General features: G+C 43.5%; 14 protein-coding genes. 12 read left to right on the top strand and 2 right to left on the bottom strand.

Annotated elements, in window-relative coordinates:
• The first annotated feature begins 10 nt into the window (after positions 1-10).
• Positions 11-514, top strand: a complete 504-nt coding sequence (locus EAH55_RS16955; RefSeq protein ID WP_112572239.1) for an FKBP-type peptidyl-prolyl cis-trans isomerase — start codon at positions 11-13, stop codon at positions 512-514.
• A 139-nt stretch (positions 515-653) separates the two neighbouring features.
• On the opposite strand, the gene EAH55_RS16950 is transcribed toward EAH55_RS16955, so the two are convergent.
• Positions 654-1,370: a toxin-antitoxin system YwqK family antitoxin gene (locus tag EAH55_RS16950; RefSeq protein ID WP_121810679.1), complete on the bottom strand. Its 717-nt coding sequence runs from the start codon at positions 1,368-1,370 to the stop codon at positions 654-656.
• Between the two features lie 70 nt (positions 1,371-1,440).
• Complete coding sequence (locus EAH55_RS16945; protein WP_121810678.1) at positions 1,441-4,224, bottom strand: TonB-dependent receptor; 2,784 nt, start codon at positions 4,222-4,224, stop codon at positions 1,441-1,443.
• 128 nt (positions 4,225-4,352) lie between these two features.
• Between EAH55_RS16945 and EAH55_RS16940 the strand changes: the two genes are divergently transcribed.
• The 11 genes from EAH55_RS16940 (at position 4,353) to EAH55_RS16890 (ending at position 18,914) form a co-directional block, all read left to right on the top strand.
• Positions 4,353-4,919, top strand: coding sequence for an acyl-CoA thioesterase (locus EAH55_RS16940; protein WP_091211444.1), 567 nt, complete (start codon positions 4,353-4,355; stop codon positions 4,917-4,919).
• A 54-nt stretch (positions 4,920-4,973) separates the two neighbouring features.
• Positions 4,974-6,878: a tetratricopeptide repeat-containing sensor histidine kinase gene (locus tag EAH55_RS16935; protein WP_121810677.1), complete on the top strand. Its 1,905-nt coding sequence runs from the start codon at positions 4,974-4,976 to the stop codon at positions 6,876-6,878.
• Positions 6,879-7,137: 259 nt separating this feature from the next.
• Complete coding sequence (locus EAH55_RS16930; protein ID WP_121810676.1) at positions 7,138-8,208, top strand: fatty acid desaturase; 1,071 nt, start codon at positions 7,138-7,140, stop codon at positions 8,206-8,208.
• A gap of 335 nt (positions 8,209-8,543) precedes the next feature.
• Positions 8,544-10,073 carry a TolB family protein gene (locus EAH55_RS16925; RefSeq protein WP_121810675.1) on the top strand — a complete coding sequence of 510 codons (1,530 nt, stop codon included), beginning with the start codon at positions 8,544-8,546 and terminating at the stop codon, positions 10,071-10,073.
• 17 nt (positions 10,074-10,090) lie between these two features.
• Complete coding sequence (locus EAH55_RS16920; RefSeq protein ID WP_121810674.1) at positions 10,091-11,005, top strand: TIM barrel protein; 915 nt, start codon at positions 10,091-10,093, stop codon at positions 11,003-11,005.
• A gap of 182 nt (positions 11,006-11,187) precedes the next feature.
• Positions 11,188-11,799, top strand: a complete 612-nt coding sequence (locus tag EAH55_RS16915; RefSeq protein WP_121810673.1) for a gluconate 2-dehydrogenase subunit 3 family protein — start codon at positions 11,188-11,190, stop codon at positions 11,797-11,799.
• A 3-nt stretch (positions 11,800-11,802) separates the two neighbouring features.
• Positions 11,803-13,518, top strand: a complete 1,716-nt coding sequence (locus EAH55_RS16910; RefSeq protein WP_121810672.1) for a GMC oxidoreductase — start codon at positions 11,803-11,805, stop codon at positions 13,516-13,518.
• Between the two features lie 268 nt (positions 13,519-13,786).
• Positions 13,787-15,466 carry a GMC oxidoreductase gene (locus tag EAH55_RS16905; RefSeq protein WP_121810671.1) on the top strand — a complete coding sequence of 560 codons (1,680 nt, stop codon included), beginning with the start codon at positions 13,787-13,789 and terminating at the stop codon, positions 15,464-15,466.
• 38 nt (positions 15,467-15,504) lie between these two features.
• Complete coding sequence (locus EAH55_RS16900; RefSeq protein WP_112572216.1) at positions 15,505-16,932, top strand: Gfo/Idh/MocA family protein; 1,428 nt, start codon at positions 15,505-15,507, stop codon at positions 16,930-16,932.
• A gap of 117 nt (positions 16,933-17,049) precedes the next feature.
• Positions 17,050-17,616: a gluconate 2-dehydrogenase subunit 3 family protein gene (locus tag EAH55_RS16895; protein WP_121810670.1), complete on the top strand. Its 567-nt coding sequence runs from the start codon at positions 17,050-17,052 to the stop codon at positions 17,614-17,616.
• Positions 17,617-17,762: 146 nt separating this feature from the next.
• Positions 17,763-18,914 carry a Gfo/Idh/MocA family protein gene (locus tag EAH55_RS16890; protein WP_223818169.1) on the top strand — a complete coding sequence of 384 codons (1,152 nt, stop codon included), beginning with the start codon at positions 17,763-17,765 and terminating at the stop codon, positions 18,912-18,914.
• The last annotated feature ends 8 nt before the right edge of the window (positions 18,915-18,922 follow it).

Below are 18,922 nucleotides of genomic sequence, written 5' to 3'. Positions count from 1 at the left end.
ACAATTTACAATGAAGATTGCACCACAGCACGTAGTATCATTAACCTACGATTTGTACGTAGACCGCGAAAACACAGGTACCGAAACTTTGGTAGAAAGTACCACTCAGGAACAACCCTTAACCTTTTTATTTGGTGCAGGCCAGATGCTGCCTAAGTTTGAAGAACACCTGAGCACACTTTCAACTGGCGACAGCTATGAGTTTCGCTTATCTCCGGAAGATGCTTACGGCGTATATGATGAAGAAGCAGTAGCAAACCTGCCTAAAGAAATGTTTCAGGGTACCGAAATTCCTGAAATTGGCAGCATTTTGCCTTTACAGGATAACCAGGGCCACCGTTTCCAGGCTATGGTAGTTTCAATTGCCGAAGATGCCGTTATTGTTGACCTTAACCACCCAATGGCTGGTCAGGAACTGCACTTTAAAGGTGATATCCTTAACGTACGCCCTGCAACTCCTGAAGAACTATCTCATGGCCACGCACACGGCCCGGATGGTCATCACGATCACTAATAGCTCACTACATAGCAAAGCTATATAACAGCGTCATTGCGAGGCACGAAGCAATCCCCGTTTAGCAGGTTCGTCCTGTATAGTTTGGGATTGCTTCGTACCTCGCGATGACGTTTTTTGATTTTAGAGTGTTGTTAGCTTAATAAAACTCCAATCCTCCATCGCTCCTGAATGCACATTTGATAACCACTCTGGATGATACCGGTTCGCCATTTACTGTGGCTGGTATAAAAATCTTATCGGCAGGGTCGGGTACGTCGATACTCATATTAAATACTTTTTCGAAACTGCCGCTAAATACGTGTACTTTGAATGAGGCAAGCCTCCCCAGGGGGCTAACCAGTAATTCAACCATGCCAAATGATACATTGGGGTTAAGGTTAAGTAACTCGGGCGGAAGCTTAAACAGGTTAAGGTAAGGCAGGTATCCAAAAAAACGACCACCTACTTTAAGCGGCTTCGTAACCCGTGAGGTGTCGCTAAGTTTTACATCCACAACATATTGAAGGTTTGAAGTGCTGTCTTCCGGTGCTTCGTAAGTGATCTGGTTGGTTTTATAGTCGAAGTTTTGCACCAGGTGCCCCCGGTTATCGAAAAAGTGCCAGGTGCCGGTTCTTTTATCATTATCATAGTAACCACTTGCCAGCGCGTAATTTTTTTGATAAAGTGCTTGATATAGGCCTTGCCGGATACCTCTATTGGTTTTAAGCACATTAAAGCGCTCTACCACCGAGTCGGTAAGGCGATTTTTTACAATAACTGTTTCCGGGGCGTTTTTAGCTGCAACATCTTTGGTTTGTGCAAACGCATAGCCGATATATAATATCGATATAAAAGTTAAAATAAGTTTTCTCAATGCAGGGATATAGATTGTTGTAAATATATAACAGCAGTTAAGTTATCTCCAAAAAAAAGCAGGATACAAATTATCCCCTGCCTCCACGCCGACCACCGCCACCTCCAAAGCCACGTCCGCCTTCACGACCACCTTGCGGGCGACTGCCGGTAAATTTTTGCAGCCTGATGGCAAAGCTAAGCATGAAATATCTGCCCAGCCTATTCGTACGGGTATCAATGATCTGGTTGCCTGAGGTAGTACGTGTTACGCCCTTATTCTCATCAAAAATATCAAAAGCCTGGAAACGCAGGGAAGCGATATGCTTTTTTAAAAACTGGTATTCAACGTAGCTGCTTAACAGGGTAGGGTTAGCTTTAACAGTGCTGCTGAAGCCATGATTAATGGTTTGGGTTAAATTGTAACCCAGCACCCAGCTGTAAAAAAAGTAATTGCGGCCATCAAGTCCTAAGGTCCATGTTTGCGCGTTTGTATTTACTGTGGATGGGATACTGTAGCGTGTGGTGTTGATACTGTAATTAGCGCTGATTTCGCTATCCATAATACTGTCAATATCTACCCTGAGTTTGGCTCCCTGGTTAAGCACCCAGTTTTTGCCCTCATTGCGCTGGTTTTCAATAAACGATATGTTATTGTTATAGTTGGCACCTCCGTTTAACGAAACGGTAAACTTGCGTTCTGCAAAAGGTTTTGAAAAGGAGTAATTACCACTTATATTATAAATACCGTTGGTGTTAACATAGCGGGTTGCCTGGATGGTGTTATTGCCTTTGGTTGTTTGGGTACTATCGGTAACCGGCGATGAGTTGGTAACGATAGCATCCTGTGTTTCTGAAAATGATAAATTGGTGAACAGGGAATTACCACTTGCAATATCAAACTGGTTGTACCTGATATTGATGCTATTGGTAAACGAAGGTTTCAAGTCAGGATTACCGTAAACCCTGTTTTGTGGATCTGAATAATCGGGTTGAAGCTGTAACTGGGCAAATGAAGGTTGCGCGTTTGAACCACTGTAATTAAATGAAAACGAATGGTTTTTTGAAAAGTTATAAATAAACCGCGCCGTTGGAATAACATTAAATGTGGATGTGGTAGTATGAAAATTGTGCGATTCGCCATTAAGTTTGGAAGGCTGAACAGCCAAACCTAAAGTATAGTTATATTTAGGATGCACGCCACGCAGGTTTAACCCGAAGCGATTAGTAATGAACTGGTAATTATAGAGTGTACTCAGCGAATCTACATAGGTTTGGTTGCCTGTTACGGGGTTTATCCGGTAGTTGTAGCGATTGTTATCCGTATTGGAATAATTATAGCTGTAATTAGCTTCAAGGTAATTTGTTTTGCCGATAGGCTCGATATATGAAAAATGCAGGCTTACCCTTTGCGATTGGTTATCTGAATTGATCTGCTGGAACAAGGGGGTTACAACCGTATCCTGTCGGGTAGTGTATTTATCGTTTAGCTCCTGGTCGTTTTTAGAATAGCTTGCATTGGCGTTTAAACTAAAATTACGCCCTTTTTTATGGAATTTGTGATTATATAGCACATTGATGCTGCCGGTTTGCGATGAATTATTGGTTAAAGCCAGCTCGCTACCGGTAACTACCGATTCTTTACGCGAATTGCTAAACGTATCGGTGCTCATGTTTTCGGCAGTAGCATAAGAAAAACCCGGATTTATTTTGATGTAGTTTGATGTATCTATTTTGTATTCGATATTAAAATCAAAACGGTGGTTCAGCCCATGGTTATGATTGGTGCTGTTATCCATGTTAATGATATTGCCCGATTGGTAAAGGTTTTGCTGAACAGTTGTACTGTTAATATCCCGGTCTTTATCGGCAAAGCTGTAACTGCCGTATACAGTGACTTTTTTACTCCAGTCGTCGCGGTAATTGGTACCTATCGAGCGGTTGGTAGTGATACCGTTTGCTGTACTAACACCTCCGGCACTGCTTCCGCCGCCACCGCCACCACGTCCGGCACGACCACCGCCGCCACCACTGCTGCCTATGTTGAATGTGTTTGTGTTGTTGTTATTCCAGGTGCCGATGAGTGCCAGCTGCCGGGCATCATAAAATGAATTGGCCGAAAGACGGGCCTGATAGCGGTCGTCATTACCTACACCAACACTTCCCTGGCCAAAGTTGCCCTTGCTTTTTCCTTTTTGGATGGTGATGTTCAGGATCTTGTCCGGGTCGCCGGTTTTTATGCCGGTTAAATTGGCCTGATCGCCATAATCGTCAATTATCTGGATGTTTTCTACGATATCGGCGGGCAGGTTCTGGGTGGCGGTTTGTACATCACCGGTAAAATAATCCTTGCCGTTAACCCGTACTTTAGTAACCTGCTTGCCATGAGCTGTAACATTACCGTCTTTGTCAACGCTTACGCCGGGCAGTTTTTTTAATAAGTCCTCTACTGGCGAACCTTCCCTTACTTTATAGGCGCTGGCTTTGTATTCAACAGTATCTTCCTTAATGGTAATAGGGATCACGGCCGAAACCACTACGGTGTTCAGCATATTGGTTTGCACTTTCACCTTGATCGGGTCAAGCTTAATAGGCTTGGTATCATTATCCATTACATAACGGCGGGTAAAGGGTTGATAACCGATGCCGCTTATAGTAAGCTTAAAGTTTTTGGAAATCACAGCCGGGAAAACGAAAGCGCCGGCAGTACTGGTTGCTACTACTGTGCTGTCTTTATCAGATATCAGTTTTACGGTAATGCCGGGCACAGCGCCAACACTGTCAACCACAGTTCCGTGTACCTCACGCGGTTGCTGAGCATAGGCCGTTGACAAAAAAAGAAAGCTGATAAACGCAAGCAGTAAGTGTTTTTTCATAGTTTAGGGTCAATTTAGGTTATTGACCCTAAAAGTTTAATGAAGGTTTAATGATTTGACCCTATGTAATACTAATGTTGCATAAATTGTATTTTAGCGCATAACCTTATACTATATTATCATTATTTATGAGCACTTTATCCGATATCGACGGCTATAAAAGCGTAGCATTTTCACAAGCCACCATTACCGAACTGATGATCCCTTCATATTCTAATTTTGGCGGCAAAATCCACGGGGGCATCCTGCTTTCGCTGATGGATAAGGTAGCTTATGTGTGCGCCGCAAAACACGCAGGAAACTATTGTGTAACCGCGTCTATCGATACTGTAGATTTTTTGCAACCTGTAGAAGTAGGGGAGCTGGTGTCGTTGATGGCATCGGTAAACTATGTGGGCAATACATCACTGGTGGTTGGCATCAGGGTGATATCTGAAAATATCAAAAATCATTCGGTAAAACACACCAATACCAGCTACTTCACCATGGTAGCTAAGGATGAGTTTAATAAACCTGCTAAAGTGCCCGGCTTAGTGCTTGAAAACCGCGAGCAGGTGAGGCGTTTTATTGAAGCCCGTCGCCGTAAAGAAATTAAACAAAGTTATATGAAGGAAGTTGAACAGATTCAAATGCCTGATAACTATGAACATTGTATTGCAATGCTGCAGGGCGAGCGTTGTCTTGTTGCCGGATAGCTATTGCGCATATAAAGTTTATTATTAGATTGCAGTCTGAAACTATTAACGAGAATGACGAGGCCTGTAGGTTTATTACTGCTGTTATTGATGCATGGAACATCTTATGCGCAAAAAGCAAGCGGAACCGAACCCCAAAAATCGCCTGCGTTAATCAAAACTATCGATAGCCTCAATCAACTTATAGAAAATACATACGTTGGCGCCCCGCATGAGGCCAGGGCAATGGCCGAGCACGCTTTACTGCTTTCAGAAAAAGTAAAATATGATGAAGGTACCGGTTGTGCTTTCCTAAACCTGGGGCATGTGTACTGGTCTCAGTCATATTACCCTATCAGTTTGTTTTATTTTAATTCGGCATTAATCTATCTGCCGCAAAACAAGCCTTTGATCCTTGCGCATTGTTACAGTTCAATAGGCCGGGCGTATACCGATCTGCAAAACTACGGCAAGGCCCTAAAAAACCTGGAGATAGCTGCCCGCTTTGCGGGGCATGATTCTAAAATGCTGGCCGAGGTTTACAATGAACGTTCATTTGTTTATGCTAAACTGAAGCAATTCGATAAGGGCATAGCTAACGCCAAATTGGCCATGCAACTTAGTCGTACCGTAAACGACCAACCCGCAATTTGCATATTATACAGCAGACTGGCTAATGCATACCGGTTAAAAGGGCAATATCAACAAGCTATCGCTTATTCGGATACCGCGCTGCACATGAGTTATCTGGTTAATAACAAGCGTTTGCGGGCCATATCATTTATTGAACGTGCAACTATTTATAATTTATTAAACCAGTACGATAAAGCTATTGAGCTTGCTCAAAAAGGTGCAGCATTGTCAGATAGCATAGGGGTTATGGACGGTATCTCGTCGGCCTATAAAACCATGACCTATAGCTTTGAGCAAAAGCACGATATGGTGCAGTCCTTAGCTTACCAAAAAAAATATACCCAGGCGCTTGACAGCCTTAACGCAACTAACAAGCGCAAAAATACCGAGTTGATCCAGAGTTATTTTGAGCTTAATAGCCGCCTTAACGCTATCGCTGCAGTTGAACAAAAGGCTAAGGAATACAGCGCGAAAATTCATCTGCAAAAAGTAATAATCATTACACTGATCATTACTTTGCTTATTGTGATACTGGCTTTATCTGTTACCTACTATCATTATAAACAAAAACGAATATTAAGCAACCGGATGCGTAAGCAGCACAAAGCTTTGCTGATCCAAAAAGATTTGATAGAAGAGCAATCTGCAAACCTGGCCGGTGTTAACAGTCTTAAAGATAAATTGCTGGCAGTAATTGGCCATGACCTGCGTACACCCCTTGCCAACCTACATTCCATATTACGCCTGTATCATACCGGTGTTTTAACCGAGGCGGAAGTACAGAGCCTGATGAAAGAGATAGAGCCTGTTGTGCAGGGTGCCGAATTAACGCTGTCAAACCTGTTGGAATGGGCCGGCAGTCAAATAAAAGGGATTAATCATGAACTGTCTGCGATAGATATTTACCGGATAGGTTTGGAGCTGGGTGGGATATTCAGCTATCTTTTTCAGCAAAAAAATATCAGGTTTGATAACCTTGCTTTGCCGGGAACCTGTGTTCAGGCAGATGAAAGGCATATCAAAGTAGTATTAAGTAACCTGATCAGCAACGCTATCAAATTTACCGGCGATAATGGTGTGGTTACTTTACAAAGTGCTGTTGACAGCAACATGCTTGTCATTAGTATTGCCGACACAGGAAACGGCATCCCTGCCGAAAAACTGGACAAGTTATTTAGTCTCAATACCAAATATTCCGCAACAGGCACCTCCGGTGAGACAGGAAACGGCATCGGGCTGTTTTTATGTAAAGAGCTTATTGAGTTTAACGGCGGCAGGCTTTGGGTAAATTCGGAAGTAAATAAGGGCACTACCTTTAGTTTTAGCCTTCCTTTGGTTACAGATTAATCTCTCTTCAAAAATTATTCCTATTTGAAACATCCCGTTTTGCTACATGATTAATGCTTATTAAGCAATATGTAGCGGAAATAGCCTTTTATACTTTCATATAAAGAAATTTAATTATTCTGAAAAAGTTTTAATCATTTGTTGGGTAATTTAAATCTATTTAACCCGTTAATACGTATAAGCAATAAGTAGTTTTTACTATATTGTGACAAAATAAACATAAATTTCCCACTCGCTTAACTAATCTCCCCAAAACTTAATGGCATTTTTAAACACTGTGCTCGAACCACCTGCATATGGTTGGACAGATGAACTTGGCAATCTCTCGAAACCTACCAACAAACAAATTGTAAAAGAATTTTTTAAACGGATCAATGTTTTCGCCGATAAAAAAAACTGGCTTTCATTTTTAAGCTGGTCGCTGGTGCTGGCCTTAGTGCCTTTTTTAGGCTTGTTTATTTTTAAATACTTCAGCATTACAGGCTTAATTGTTGCCTTTGTATATAGTATGATCATCATGGGTACCCACGGTACCATCTGGCATCACAGGTATTGCACACACGGCGCTTACACCTTTAAGAATAAGTTTTGGCGGTTTTTTACCCAAAATCTTACGCTTAAGATCATTCCGGAAGAGATCTACGCGGTATCGCACCACGTGCATCATGCTTTGTCTGATCAGCCGGGCGATCCATATAATGCGCAAGGCGGTTTCATGTATTGCTTCCTTGCCGATGTTAACCACCAGCCCATAGCCCGCAATATGGACGAAGCCTGTTACAAAAAATGTGTTAACCTAATGAAACATACCGGCGTAACCACCAATACTTACAAACAGTATCAAAAATGGGGAACCCTCGCTAACCCAACCCGTACTGTAATTGGTATTATCCTTAACTGGGGGTTCTGGTTCACGGCTTTCTATCTGTTAGGTGGCCCGGCATTGGCCTGTGCGGTATTTGGTTCGGCGGGGGTTTGGGCTGTTGGCGTACGTACGTTTAATTACGAAGGCCACGGTAAAGGAAAAGATATGCGCCGCGATGGTATCGACCATAATCGTGAGGATATGTCAATCAACCAGTTATGGCCCGGCTATGTTGCCGGCGAGTGGCACAATAACCATCATTTATATCCTAAAAGTGCGCGCTCAGGCTTTAAACCGTATCAGTTTGATCTGGCTTGGTGTTATATTAAAATGATGAGCATACTGGGAGCTGTAAGTTCATACCGCGACTCTAAGGCTGATTTTTTAAAAGAATATTGCACCCCGGTTCCGGTTATTGTGCCGGTGGCTGTACCTGTTGCCGAGATATTGGTAGCGGCGGAATAGGCGGTTCTTATATCATTATATTTAGCCATAGCGGGTTTACCGTTATGGCTTTTTTTATGTTTTTTTCTCTAAAGCCACAGTTGGCGTCACTATAAATGTTCAGAAGATTGAGGTGGGAAAAAACATGTCATAGCGAGGAGGAACGACGATGCAATCTCGTGCTAATGCAGATTTTGTTACAATAGAAAGCCCAGCAAGGTGTTAAAAATACACTTTGTAAAAATCTGGTTATATCCTAAAAATGTGGAGAATTGTTAAAATAGTACTATCTTAATTGCAAATTGATTATATACCTTTAGTGAACCGATTATAGTGTACACTAAACACCAAAACCAATGCGCTGTAAAGTATTAAATGTTGTGTTATTCATGGCATGCCTTGCCTTGTCGTCATTCCGGGTTGAAGCTCAGGGACCGGGAATATTTGAAGGACAAACCGATGTAGGGACTGTTAAACATAAGGGCAGCGGAGCTTTCAACGCTAAAACGCAGCAATATACACTTACCGGCTCCGGGCAAAACATTTGGGCCACGCATGATGATTTTCATTTTGTGTGGAGGAAAATAAAAGGCGATTTCATCCTGCGTACCAATGCAGCTTTTATAGGTAAAGGTGTTGAAGCACACCGCAAGGTGGGCTTAATGGTGCGTACAACGCTCGATTCAAACTCAAAACATATCAACGCTGTAGTCCATGGCGATGGCCTTACCTCGTTGCAATACCGTAAAACAATAAGCGGGATCACCGAAGAAAAGAAAGCATCTATCACAGCCGCCGACGTGATTCAACTGGAACGTAAAGGCAATACCTACACGATGTCGGTAGCCCGCAAAGGCGATTTGTTTGTAAATGAAGAGGTAACAGACCTTGATCTGGGCGATGATGTTTACGTAGGGATCTTTATCTGTTCGCATAACGCGGATGTTACCGAAAAAGCAGTATTCAATAATGTAAGGATAGTTACACCTGCTCCGGCAACGCTTGTACCTTACAAGCAATATTTAGGCAGCGCTATCGAACTGCTTGACCTGGAAAGCCGGAATGCTACGGTGATCTACCAATCGCCAAAATCTATCCAGGCCCCGAACTGGATGCTGGATGGTAAATCACTTATTTATAACAGCGAGGGTTCGCTTTATAAATTTGATCTTAAATCGCATACGCCAACGGTACTCAATACCGGTATCGCTAAAAATAACAATAACGACCACGTGCTTTCTTTTGATGGCAAAATGTTGGCCATCAGCAGTGGTGACGGTGGCCCTTCTATAGGTTATACTGTATCGTCGGTCGGGGGCGAAGCTACCCGTGTAACACAAACCGGTCATGGCGCAAGCTATATGCACGGCTGGTCGCCCGATAAAAATTATATCGTTTTTTGCGGCGAGCGCAATAAGGAATTTGATGTGTACCGCATCCCGGTCGGCGGCGGCCCTGAAGAGCGGCTCACCAACACACCCGGACTTGATGATGGCCCCGAGTATTCGCCCGATGGAAAGTATATTTACTTTAATTCGGTGCGCAGCGGCCTGATGCAGGTTTGGCGTATGAAAGCCGATGGCAGTGAGCAAACGCAGCTAACTAACGATGATTATAACAACTGGTTTCCGCATATTTCGCCGGATGGTAAATGGATTATTTATATTACCTTCCTGAAAAGCGAAGTTGCTCCCGGCGATCACCCTTTTTATAAACATGTATATTTAAGGGTAATGCCGATTGAGGGCGGGCCGTCAAAAGTGGTTGCTTATTTATACGGCGGTCAGGGTACAATCAATACCCCGTCATGGGCACCTGATAGTAAGCACCTGGCTTTTGTAAGTAATTCCGATCTATTGTTTCCTGTATTCCCAATAGCTAAATAACCTTAAAACGTAATACCATGCATACATCACGCAGATCATTTTTAAAAACCGGGGCCATGGCAATAGCCGGCGCGGCTTTACTTCCTGATAGTTTATTTGCAGCAACTGATAATAAGCTGAAGCGGGTAGGGGTACAGCTTTATAGTGTACGTGACGCCATGAAAGCCGATCCGCAGGGAACGCTTAAAAAGATTGCTGACGCGGGTTATGCCCATGTGGAGCATGCTAATTATATCGACAGGAAATTTTATGGTTATACTGCCAAAGAGTTTAAAAAGATCCTGGCCGACCTTGACCTGAAAATGCCAAGCGGCCATACAGTAATGACAGCACAGCATTGGGATGCATCTAAAAATGATTTTACCGATGCCTGGAAGTATACGGTTGAAGATGCCGCCACAATGGGGCAAAAATTTGTGATCAGCCCCTGGTTGGACGAAAAGGTACGTACAGATACAGATGCCCTGAAACGTGCAATGGAACAATTTAACAAATGCGGTGAGCTTTGCAAGCAATCATCAATGATGTTTGGTTACCATAACCACAATTTTGAGATCAGTACTAAAGTTGGAGATATCACCCTTTACGATTATATCATCCAGAATACCGATGCTGCTTTGGTTGCCCAGCAAATTGATATTGGCAACATGTTCAGCACCGGCGGCATGGCGCTGGAGTTTATCAATAAATATCCTGGCCGGTTCCAGTCAATGCACGTGAAAGACGAAATTAAGGTACCTCCGCATAATGGTGATGATACTGAAAGCACTATTTTGAGCAAAGGGATCCTGCCTGTTAGGGATATTGTGAAGGCCGGGGCCAAAAAAGGAGGCACCTCACTTTTCATCATCGAGCAGGAATCGTACCAGGGCAAAGATCCCATCGATTGTGTAAAAATTGATTTACAAATCATGAAAAAATGGGGCTATTGATAGTATAAAGCTATCTTACACTTTCGTGAAGATTTAAATTTTTTCCGCTTGATATTAAATTGTAATTATTAAGTTTGGAGATACGTTATAAATCATAAATAAGCCTTTCCCTTTATCTGTCCAATAAGTAAAAATACCGCGGATGATAAAAGGAGCTTCGCTAAAACAATTTAGTTTAAACAATGGACCGGCGTACCGTCATTAAAAACCTGGCTTTGATAATAGGAGGGGCAGCATTGCTTCCGGCCTGTTCGCAGGATAAAGCAAAGTCGAAGGTTGCACTTAAAAATATCGATATCACTGCCGATCAGGAGCAGTTGATAGGTGATGTAGCGGAAACTATTATTCCTAAAACAACAACACCGGGCGCTAAAGACCTGCAACTACATTTATTTGTATTGAAAATGCTTGATGATTGCTATAAGAAAGAAGATCAGCAGGCGTTTGTAACCGGTATGGGACATTTTGCAGACCAGTCTAAAAAATTATATAGTAAAACGTTTGATCAGCTTGATATCAAAACCCGCGAAGCATTTTTACTGGATATAGAGCAGGAGGGTAAAGCGGAAGAAGCAGCTGCTCAGAAAAACGGTGACAAAAAAGATGCCGCACCGGCAACTATATCGGCAGGCAAATATTCGCCAGAGCTTAAAAAGTTTTACAGCATAGTAAAAAGGCAAACCATAAATGGTTACACCAATTCAAAATATTTCATGACCAATATAGTGGTGTATGAGCTTGTGCCGGGTAGGTACAACGCGCATTTCCCTTATAAACAAAAGCAAGCAGTATAAGTAATGGCTAATTTAAATATCGACAGCGTTAAGCAACGCACTTTCGACGCGATAGTCATTGGCTCGGGCATGAGCGGGGGATGGGCTGCTAAAGAGTTTACAGATAAAGGTTTAAAAACATTGATATTGGAACGTGGTCGCGATGTTAAGCACATCAAGGATTACCCAACAACCAATATGTACCCATGGGAGTTTGAACACCGCGGCGAATTGCCAATGGCTGTTCAGGAGGCTAATCCTATAGTAAACCGCTGTTACGCGTTTGGAGAAAGCGCCGCGCATTTTTTTGTAAAAGATGCCGAGCATCCATATATACAGGATAAACCTTTTGACTGGATCCGCGGTTACCAGGTTGGTGGTAAATCGCTATTATGGGCCCGCCAGACTCAGCGTTGGAGCGATTTTGATTTTGAAGGTCCAGCCCGCGATGGTTTCGCTGTGGATTGGCCCATCCGTTATAAGGATATAGCACCATGGTATAGCTATGTAGAGAAATTCGCCGGTATTTCCGGTAACCGGGATGGTATTGCCGAATTGCCAGACGGAGAGTTTTTACCGGCATTCCCGTTAAATACCGTTGAAGAATATTTTAGGGATCACGTAAAAAGTAAATATAAAAACCGGTATGTGATCAGCGCGCGTTGTGCGCATTTGTCAACCCCTAAACAGATCCACCTGGATCAGGGTAGGGTACAATGCCAAAGACGTACTATCTGCGAGCGTGGCTGCCCGTTTGGAGGATACTTTAGTGCCAATGCTACTACCATTCCATGGGCGTTAAAATCAGGCCACGCTACGTTAAGGCCTTTCTCGGTGGTTGAATCCATTATTTATGACGAGAAGCTTGGCAAAGCGACCGGCGTAAGGGTTATTGATACCAATACCAAAGAAGCTATAGAATACTATGCTAAAGTGATATTTGTTAATGCTGCAGCATTAAATACCAACCTCATACTGCTTAATTCCAAATCGCACCGTTTCCCTAATGGTTTGGGTAATGATAGCGGCGTGTTAGGTAAATATGTAGCGTTTCATAATTATTCGGCCCATATTGGTGCCGAGTATGATGGTGCTAAGGAATGGACAACCGATGGTCGTAACCCGGCAGGTGGTGGTTATATTCCGCGCTTTAGGAACGTATACAAACAGGAAACCGACTTTTTACGCGGCTATGCATCGGGCTTTAGCGCGTACAGGTACCCGGAACGCAGTTGGGATGGCGTAGGTAGCAGCTTAAAAGATAATCTGGCTAACAAGGAACTTGGCCCATGGCATGTAGGCTCGCACATGATGGGCGAAACCATCCCTAAAGAAAGCAATTTTGTAAGCCTTGACGACAAGCAAAAAGATGCCTGGGGCGTACCATTGCTTAAAATGAACATCGATTATGACGATAACGATGAAAAGATGAAGAAGGATTATGTGGAACAGTTAACCGAAATGTTCACCAGCGCCGGCTTTACCAATATCAAAGCCAGTACGGATAAAAGAGCCCCGGGTTTGGACATCCACGAAATGGGTGGCGCACGTATGGGCAACGATCCTAAAACATCGATATTAAACAAGTGGAATCAGGTGCATAGCGTTAAAAACGTATTTGTTACCGATGGCGCCAGCATGACCTCAACCTCATGCCAAAACCCATCATTAACTTATATGGCTTTCACTGCACGTGCAGCTGATTATGCGATGAGCGAGATGAAGAAAGGGAATATTTAGTTGCAGTTTTGAGTGGGCAGTATGCATTTCAGTTTGCAGTAATCAGTTGGCTGTTTGCAGCTGAAAAAGGGCAGATTATTAATCTAATCAGTGCGAACTGCAAACAGAGAACTGCCAACTGGTAGCAGTCAACTGCAAACCGGTAACTGCAAACTGCCCAAAGCCTATGTGTAAAAAAAACACAATGTAATTTTGGAAAATGAATTTTATTCATACATTTAACGAGATAACCAAGTACTAAACAAATTAAACTAATCATATTATTCGTATGTCTGCAAACACTTATGACGCAATAGTCATTGGCTCAGGAATTTCAGGCGGGTGGGCTGCCAAAGAACTTACACAAAAGGGTTTGAAAACCATCATGCTTGAGCGTGGTCGTAATATCGAACACATTAAAGATTATGTGAACGCGACCAAAGATCCTTGGGAATTTCCGCACAGAGGCGGTCGTACCCAAAAAATGATTGAGGATTACCCGGTTCTGAAGCGCGACTATCCGTTAAACGAGACCAACCTTGACTATTGGGCAAGTGATAAAGACAGCCCTTACACCGAAATTAAAAGGTTTGACTGGTTCCGCGGTTACCACGTGGGCGGTCGTTCATTGATGTGGGGACGTCAGTCATACCGCTGGGCGGATGTTGACTTTGAAGCCAACTTAAAAGATGGCATCGCTGTTGACTGGCCTATCCGTTATAAAGATATCGCTCCATGGTATAGCTATGCCGAGCAATTTGCCGGTATCTCTGGTAATAAAGATGGTTTACCAATCCTTCCTGATGGCGATTTTATGCCACCTATGGAAATGAACGTGGTTGAAAAAGACGTTTCAAAACGCCTTAAAGAATTCTATAAAGAAGCACGCCATATGATCATCGGTCGTACGGCCAATATCACTGTGCCGCATAACAACCGTACAAACTGCCAGTACCGTAATAAATGCTGGTTAGGTTGTCCGTTTGGTGCTTATTTCAGCACACAATCGGCTACTTTGCCTGCGGCTATGGCCACCGGTAATTTAACCGTGCGTCCGTGGTCTATCGTTACTAAAATATTGTACGATAAAGACACCAAAAAAGCAAAAGGCGTAGAGGTACTGGATGCTGAAACCAACAAAACTTATGAGTACTTCGCTAAGATCGTATTCGTAAACGCTTCAACCATTAACTCTGCGTGGATCCTGATGAACTCGGCTACCGATGTTTGGGAGGGCGGCTTAGGCAGCAGCAGCGGTGAGCTTGGCCATAACCTGATGGATCACCACCTTAACGTTAGTGCTTATGGCAGGATTGAAGGCTATGAGGATAAGTATTATTTCGGTCGCCGTGCAAATGGTTTCTATATCCCTCGCTATCGTAACCTTAATGGCGAAAAGCGTGATTACATCCGTGGTTTCGGTTATCAGGGTTCGGCAAGCCGCGAAGGCTGGAGCCGTGATATTGCCGAATTGAACATCGGTGGCGCATTTAAAGATGCATTAACCGAACCAGGTTCATGGCATATCGGTATGGGCGCTTTCGGCGAAACATTGCCTTACCATGAAAACAAAGTGACTATCGACAAAACCAAAAAAGATAAATGGGGCTTACCTGTTGTTGCCATTGATGCCGAATTAAAAGCAAATGAGCTGAAAATGCGTATCGATATGGAAAAAGACGGCAAGGAAATGCTGGAGGCCATTGGTGCTAAAGAAGTGCAAACCTCAAGCACTAATCCGTTCCTGGGCCGTGGTATTCACGAAATGGGTACTGCACGTATGGGCCGCGATCCAAAAACTTCAGTGTTGAACCAGTGGAACCAGGTTTGGGATGCTAAAAACGTATTTGTTACCGATGGTTCATGTATGACATCGGCAGCGTGCCAGAACCCGTCACTTACTTACATGGCTTTAACTGCACGTGCTGCTAACTATGCTGTTGACGCGCTTAAAAAAGGGGAAATTTAATCACTATCACATACAAACAACCTATAACAAAAACACCCATGACTGAAGAAAAGGACAAAACCCCTAATCCGTCGAGAAGGCAATTTCTTAAAAGCGGCGCCATAGCGGCAGCTGGCTTTATGATCGTTCCGCGCCATGTACTGGGCGGTAAAGGCTTCATTGCCCCAAGCGATAAATTGTTAATTGCCGGCGTTGGTGCAGGTGGTAAAGGCCAAAGCGATATCGCTAACTTTTACAAAAGCGGTAAAGCTGAAATCGCTTTCCTATGCGACGTGGACGACAGAAGATCGGCCAAATCACGCGGCGATTTCCCTAAAGCAAAGTATTATAAAGATTGGCGCGAGATGTTTGACAAAGAACACAAGCATTTTGATGCCGTATCGGTTTCAACACCAGACCATAACCATGCTATCATCACATACAATGCGATGCAGTTAAACAAGCACGTTTATGTTCAGAAACCGTTAACCCATGATATTTGGGAAGCCCGTATGTTAACCGAGGCTGCCAAAAAATACAAAGTGGTAACGCAAATGGGTAACCAGGGTTCATCAAATGATGGTACACGTTTACTTTCAGAATGGTATGATGCCGACCTGATCGGTGATGTACATACCGTTTATTGCTGGACAAACCGCCCTGTTTGGCCACAAGGTATCGCATGGCCTCCGCCACAACCAAACATTCCTAAAGAATTGGATTGGGACCTGTGGTTGGGTACTGCACCTAAAAAAGATTATGTTGATAAACTGGTACCATTCAACTGGCGCGGCTGGTGGGATTACGGTACAGGCGCCCTTGGCGATATGGGCTGTCACCTGGTTGAGGCTCCTTTCCGCGTGTTGGGTATCCAGTATGCAAAAGATGTTCAGGCCAGTGTTGGTAGCGTTTATGTAGATGAGTTTAAAGAAGGGCACTTCCCTGAAAGCTGCCCTCCTTCAAGCCACATTACATTAACCTTCCCTAAAACGGAAAAAACTAAAGGTGATGTTACCCTGCACTGGATGGACGGTGGTATTCAGCCAGAAAGACCTATCGAATTGTTAGCAAGCGAAAGGTTTGGCGGCGAAGAAGGCAACGGTACTTTATTCATTGGTACAAAAGGAAAAATGTATGCAAGTACTTATTCTGATGCGCCAACGTTGTTACCAAAATCGCTTACCAAAGATGCGAAAGCTCCGCAAAAATGGGCCCGTGTACCAGGCGGTGCCGAGGGTCACTATGCGCAGTGGGTTGAAGGCTGTATTGCCGGTTACGGTAAAACAGAATTAAGCTCATCGTTTGATAAGGCTGGTCCACTTACCGAGGCATTATTGATGGCAAACCTTGCGGTTCGCGGTCATGAATTACAAGGTGGCAGGGTAAAATTAGTTTGGGATAACCAGGCTATGAAAGTTACCAACTTCGATGCAGTTAACCAATACATTAAACGCGATTACCGCGAAGGTTTCGTGTTGAAAGCGTAATTTAGGAATACGTGATTAGTTGGGAAAAGAGTTACGAAGTTTTTAAAACTTCGTAACTCTGGTAAACACTATTCACTAATCCAACTAATCACTAATTCAGTAAATCAATAACTAAACATGAATAGAAGAGAAGCGATAGGCAGGGTAGGTTTGATCCTTGGCGGTACCATCATCGGCGCCGAGTTTTTCATCTCCGGATGTAAATCATCTTCGCCAAAAGTAAACGACCTTTTTACACAGGATGATGTGGCCCTGATGGATGAAATTGGCGAAACCATTTTGCCTGCAACCTCAACCCCAGGTGCTAAAGCGGCCGAAATTGGCAAGTTTATGACTGTAATGGTACAGGATTGCTATACTGCCGATGATCAGAAGATCTTTACCAAAGGTTTAAAAGACCTGAATGATGCAAGCGACAAAAAATTTGGTAAAAAGTTTTTGGAGGCTACTCCGGAGCAACGTACTGAGTTGTTAACCGCGCTTGACAAAGAACAGAAAGATTATACCAAAACTAAAAAGCCCGAAGATCCTAACCTTTACTTCAGGATGCTGAAAGAATTAACCCTGCTGGGCTTCTTCACTTCAAAACCGGGTGCTACACAGGCTTTACGTTATATTGCCGTTCCTGGTAAATATGATGGTAACCTGCCATACAAAAAAGGCGATAAAGCCTGGGCAACCTAAAAAATTGCAATATCAATTGATCATACCTTTGGTGATTACCCCAATGAAATTATTGTCAAAAACAGCATTATGATGTAATGCTGTTTTTGACGTATACAATCGATTGAGAAGCCTTTAATTCAAAACATCAACCCCAACAAAAACAAATGAAATTAAGATTAGGAATGATCGGCGGCGGACAAGGTGCCTTTATTGGTGCCGTGCATCGCATAGCCGCCCGTATTGATGGCGAATATGAACTGGTTTGTGGCGCTTTCAGCAGCAATGCTGAAAAATCACAGGCCAGCGGTTTGTTGCTTGGTTTACCGGCAAGCCGCTCATACAGCTCATACCAGGAACTAATTGAAAAAGAAAAACAGCTGCCCGAGAACGAACGTGTGCAGGTGATCAGCATCGTAACGCCAAACCACGTGCATTTTGCCCCAACCAAAATGGCGCTCGAGAATGGCTTTCACGTGGTGCTTGATAAACCCATGACCTTTTCGCTCGAAGAGGCTAAAGAACTGGAAAAAGTAGTAAAGGCATCAGGTAAACTGTTTTGCCTTACACATACATACACCGGTTACCCTATGGTTAAGGAAGCTAAACAACTGATAAAAGCAGGTGCTATAGGTGCTGTTAAAAAAGTTTACGTTGAGTATCCGCAGGGATGGTTAAGTACATTTTTAGAAGGAGAAGATAACAAACAAGCTTCATGGCGTACAGATCCAGGTAAAAGCGGTATTGCAGGTGCAATGGGCGATATAGGTACGCACGCCTTTAACCTGGCCGAGTATGTTACCGGTTTAGAGGTAACAAAGATTTGCGCCGATATTAACATTGTAGTCCCTGGTCGCAAGCTGGATGATGATGGTGCTGCCCTTTTGAAATTCAACAACGGCGCAAGCGGCGTGCTTACTGCTACGCAGATTGCTGCCGGCGAAGAAAATAACGTAAAGATCAGGGTGTATGGTGAAAAAGGTGGTTTAGAGTGGCACCAGAGCGATGCTAATTCATTAACCGTTATGTACACCGATAAGCCTGCCGAAACCTGGCGTACAGGTGGTGGCTATACCAGCTCATTCGCACAGCATAACACACGTACCCCTGCCGGTCACCCCGAAGGTTACCTGGAAGCATTTGCCAACCTATACCGCAATTTTGCTTTAACAGTAAAAGCGGGCTTGGAAGGTAAAGAAGCTACTCCTGAAGAACTGGATTTCCCAGGAATTGAAGAGGGAGTTCGTGGAATGGCCTTTATCGAAAATGTGATTGCATCAGGTAAGTCGGACCTTAAATGGACTGATTTCACTATTTAATTCATCAT

This window comes from Mucilaginibacter kameinonensis, assembly GCF_003675385.1.
GTDB classification, from domain to species: domain Bacteria; phylum Bacteroidota; class Bacteroidia; order Sphingobacteriales; family Sphingobacteriaceae; genus Mucilaginibacter; species Mucilaginibacter kameinonensis.
The sequence above is the reverse complement of the archived record's forward strand: the minus strand, read 5'-3'. Positions and strand labels throughout refer to the sequence as shown.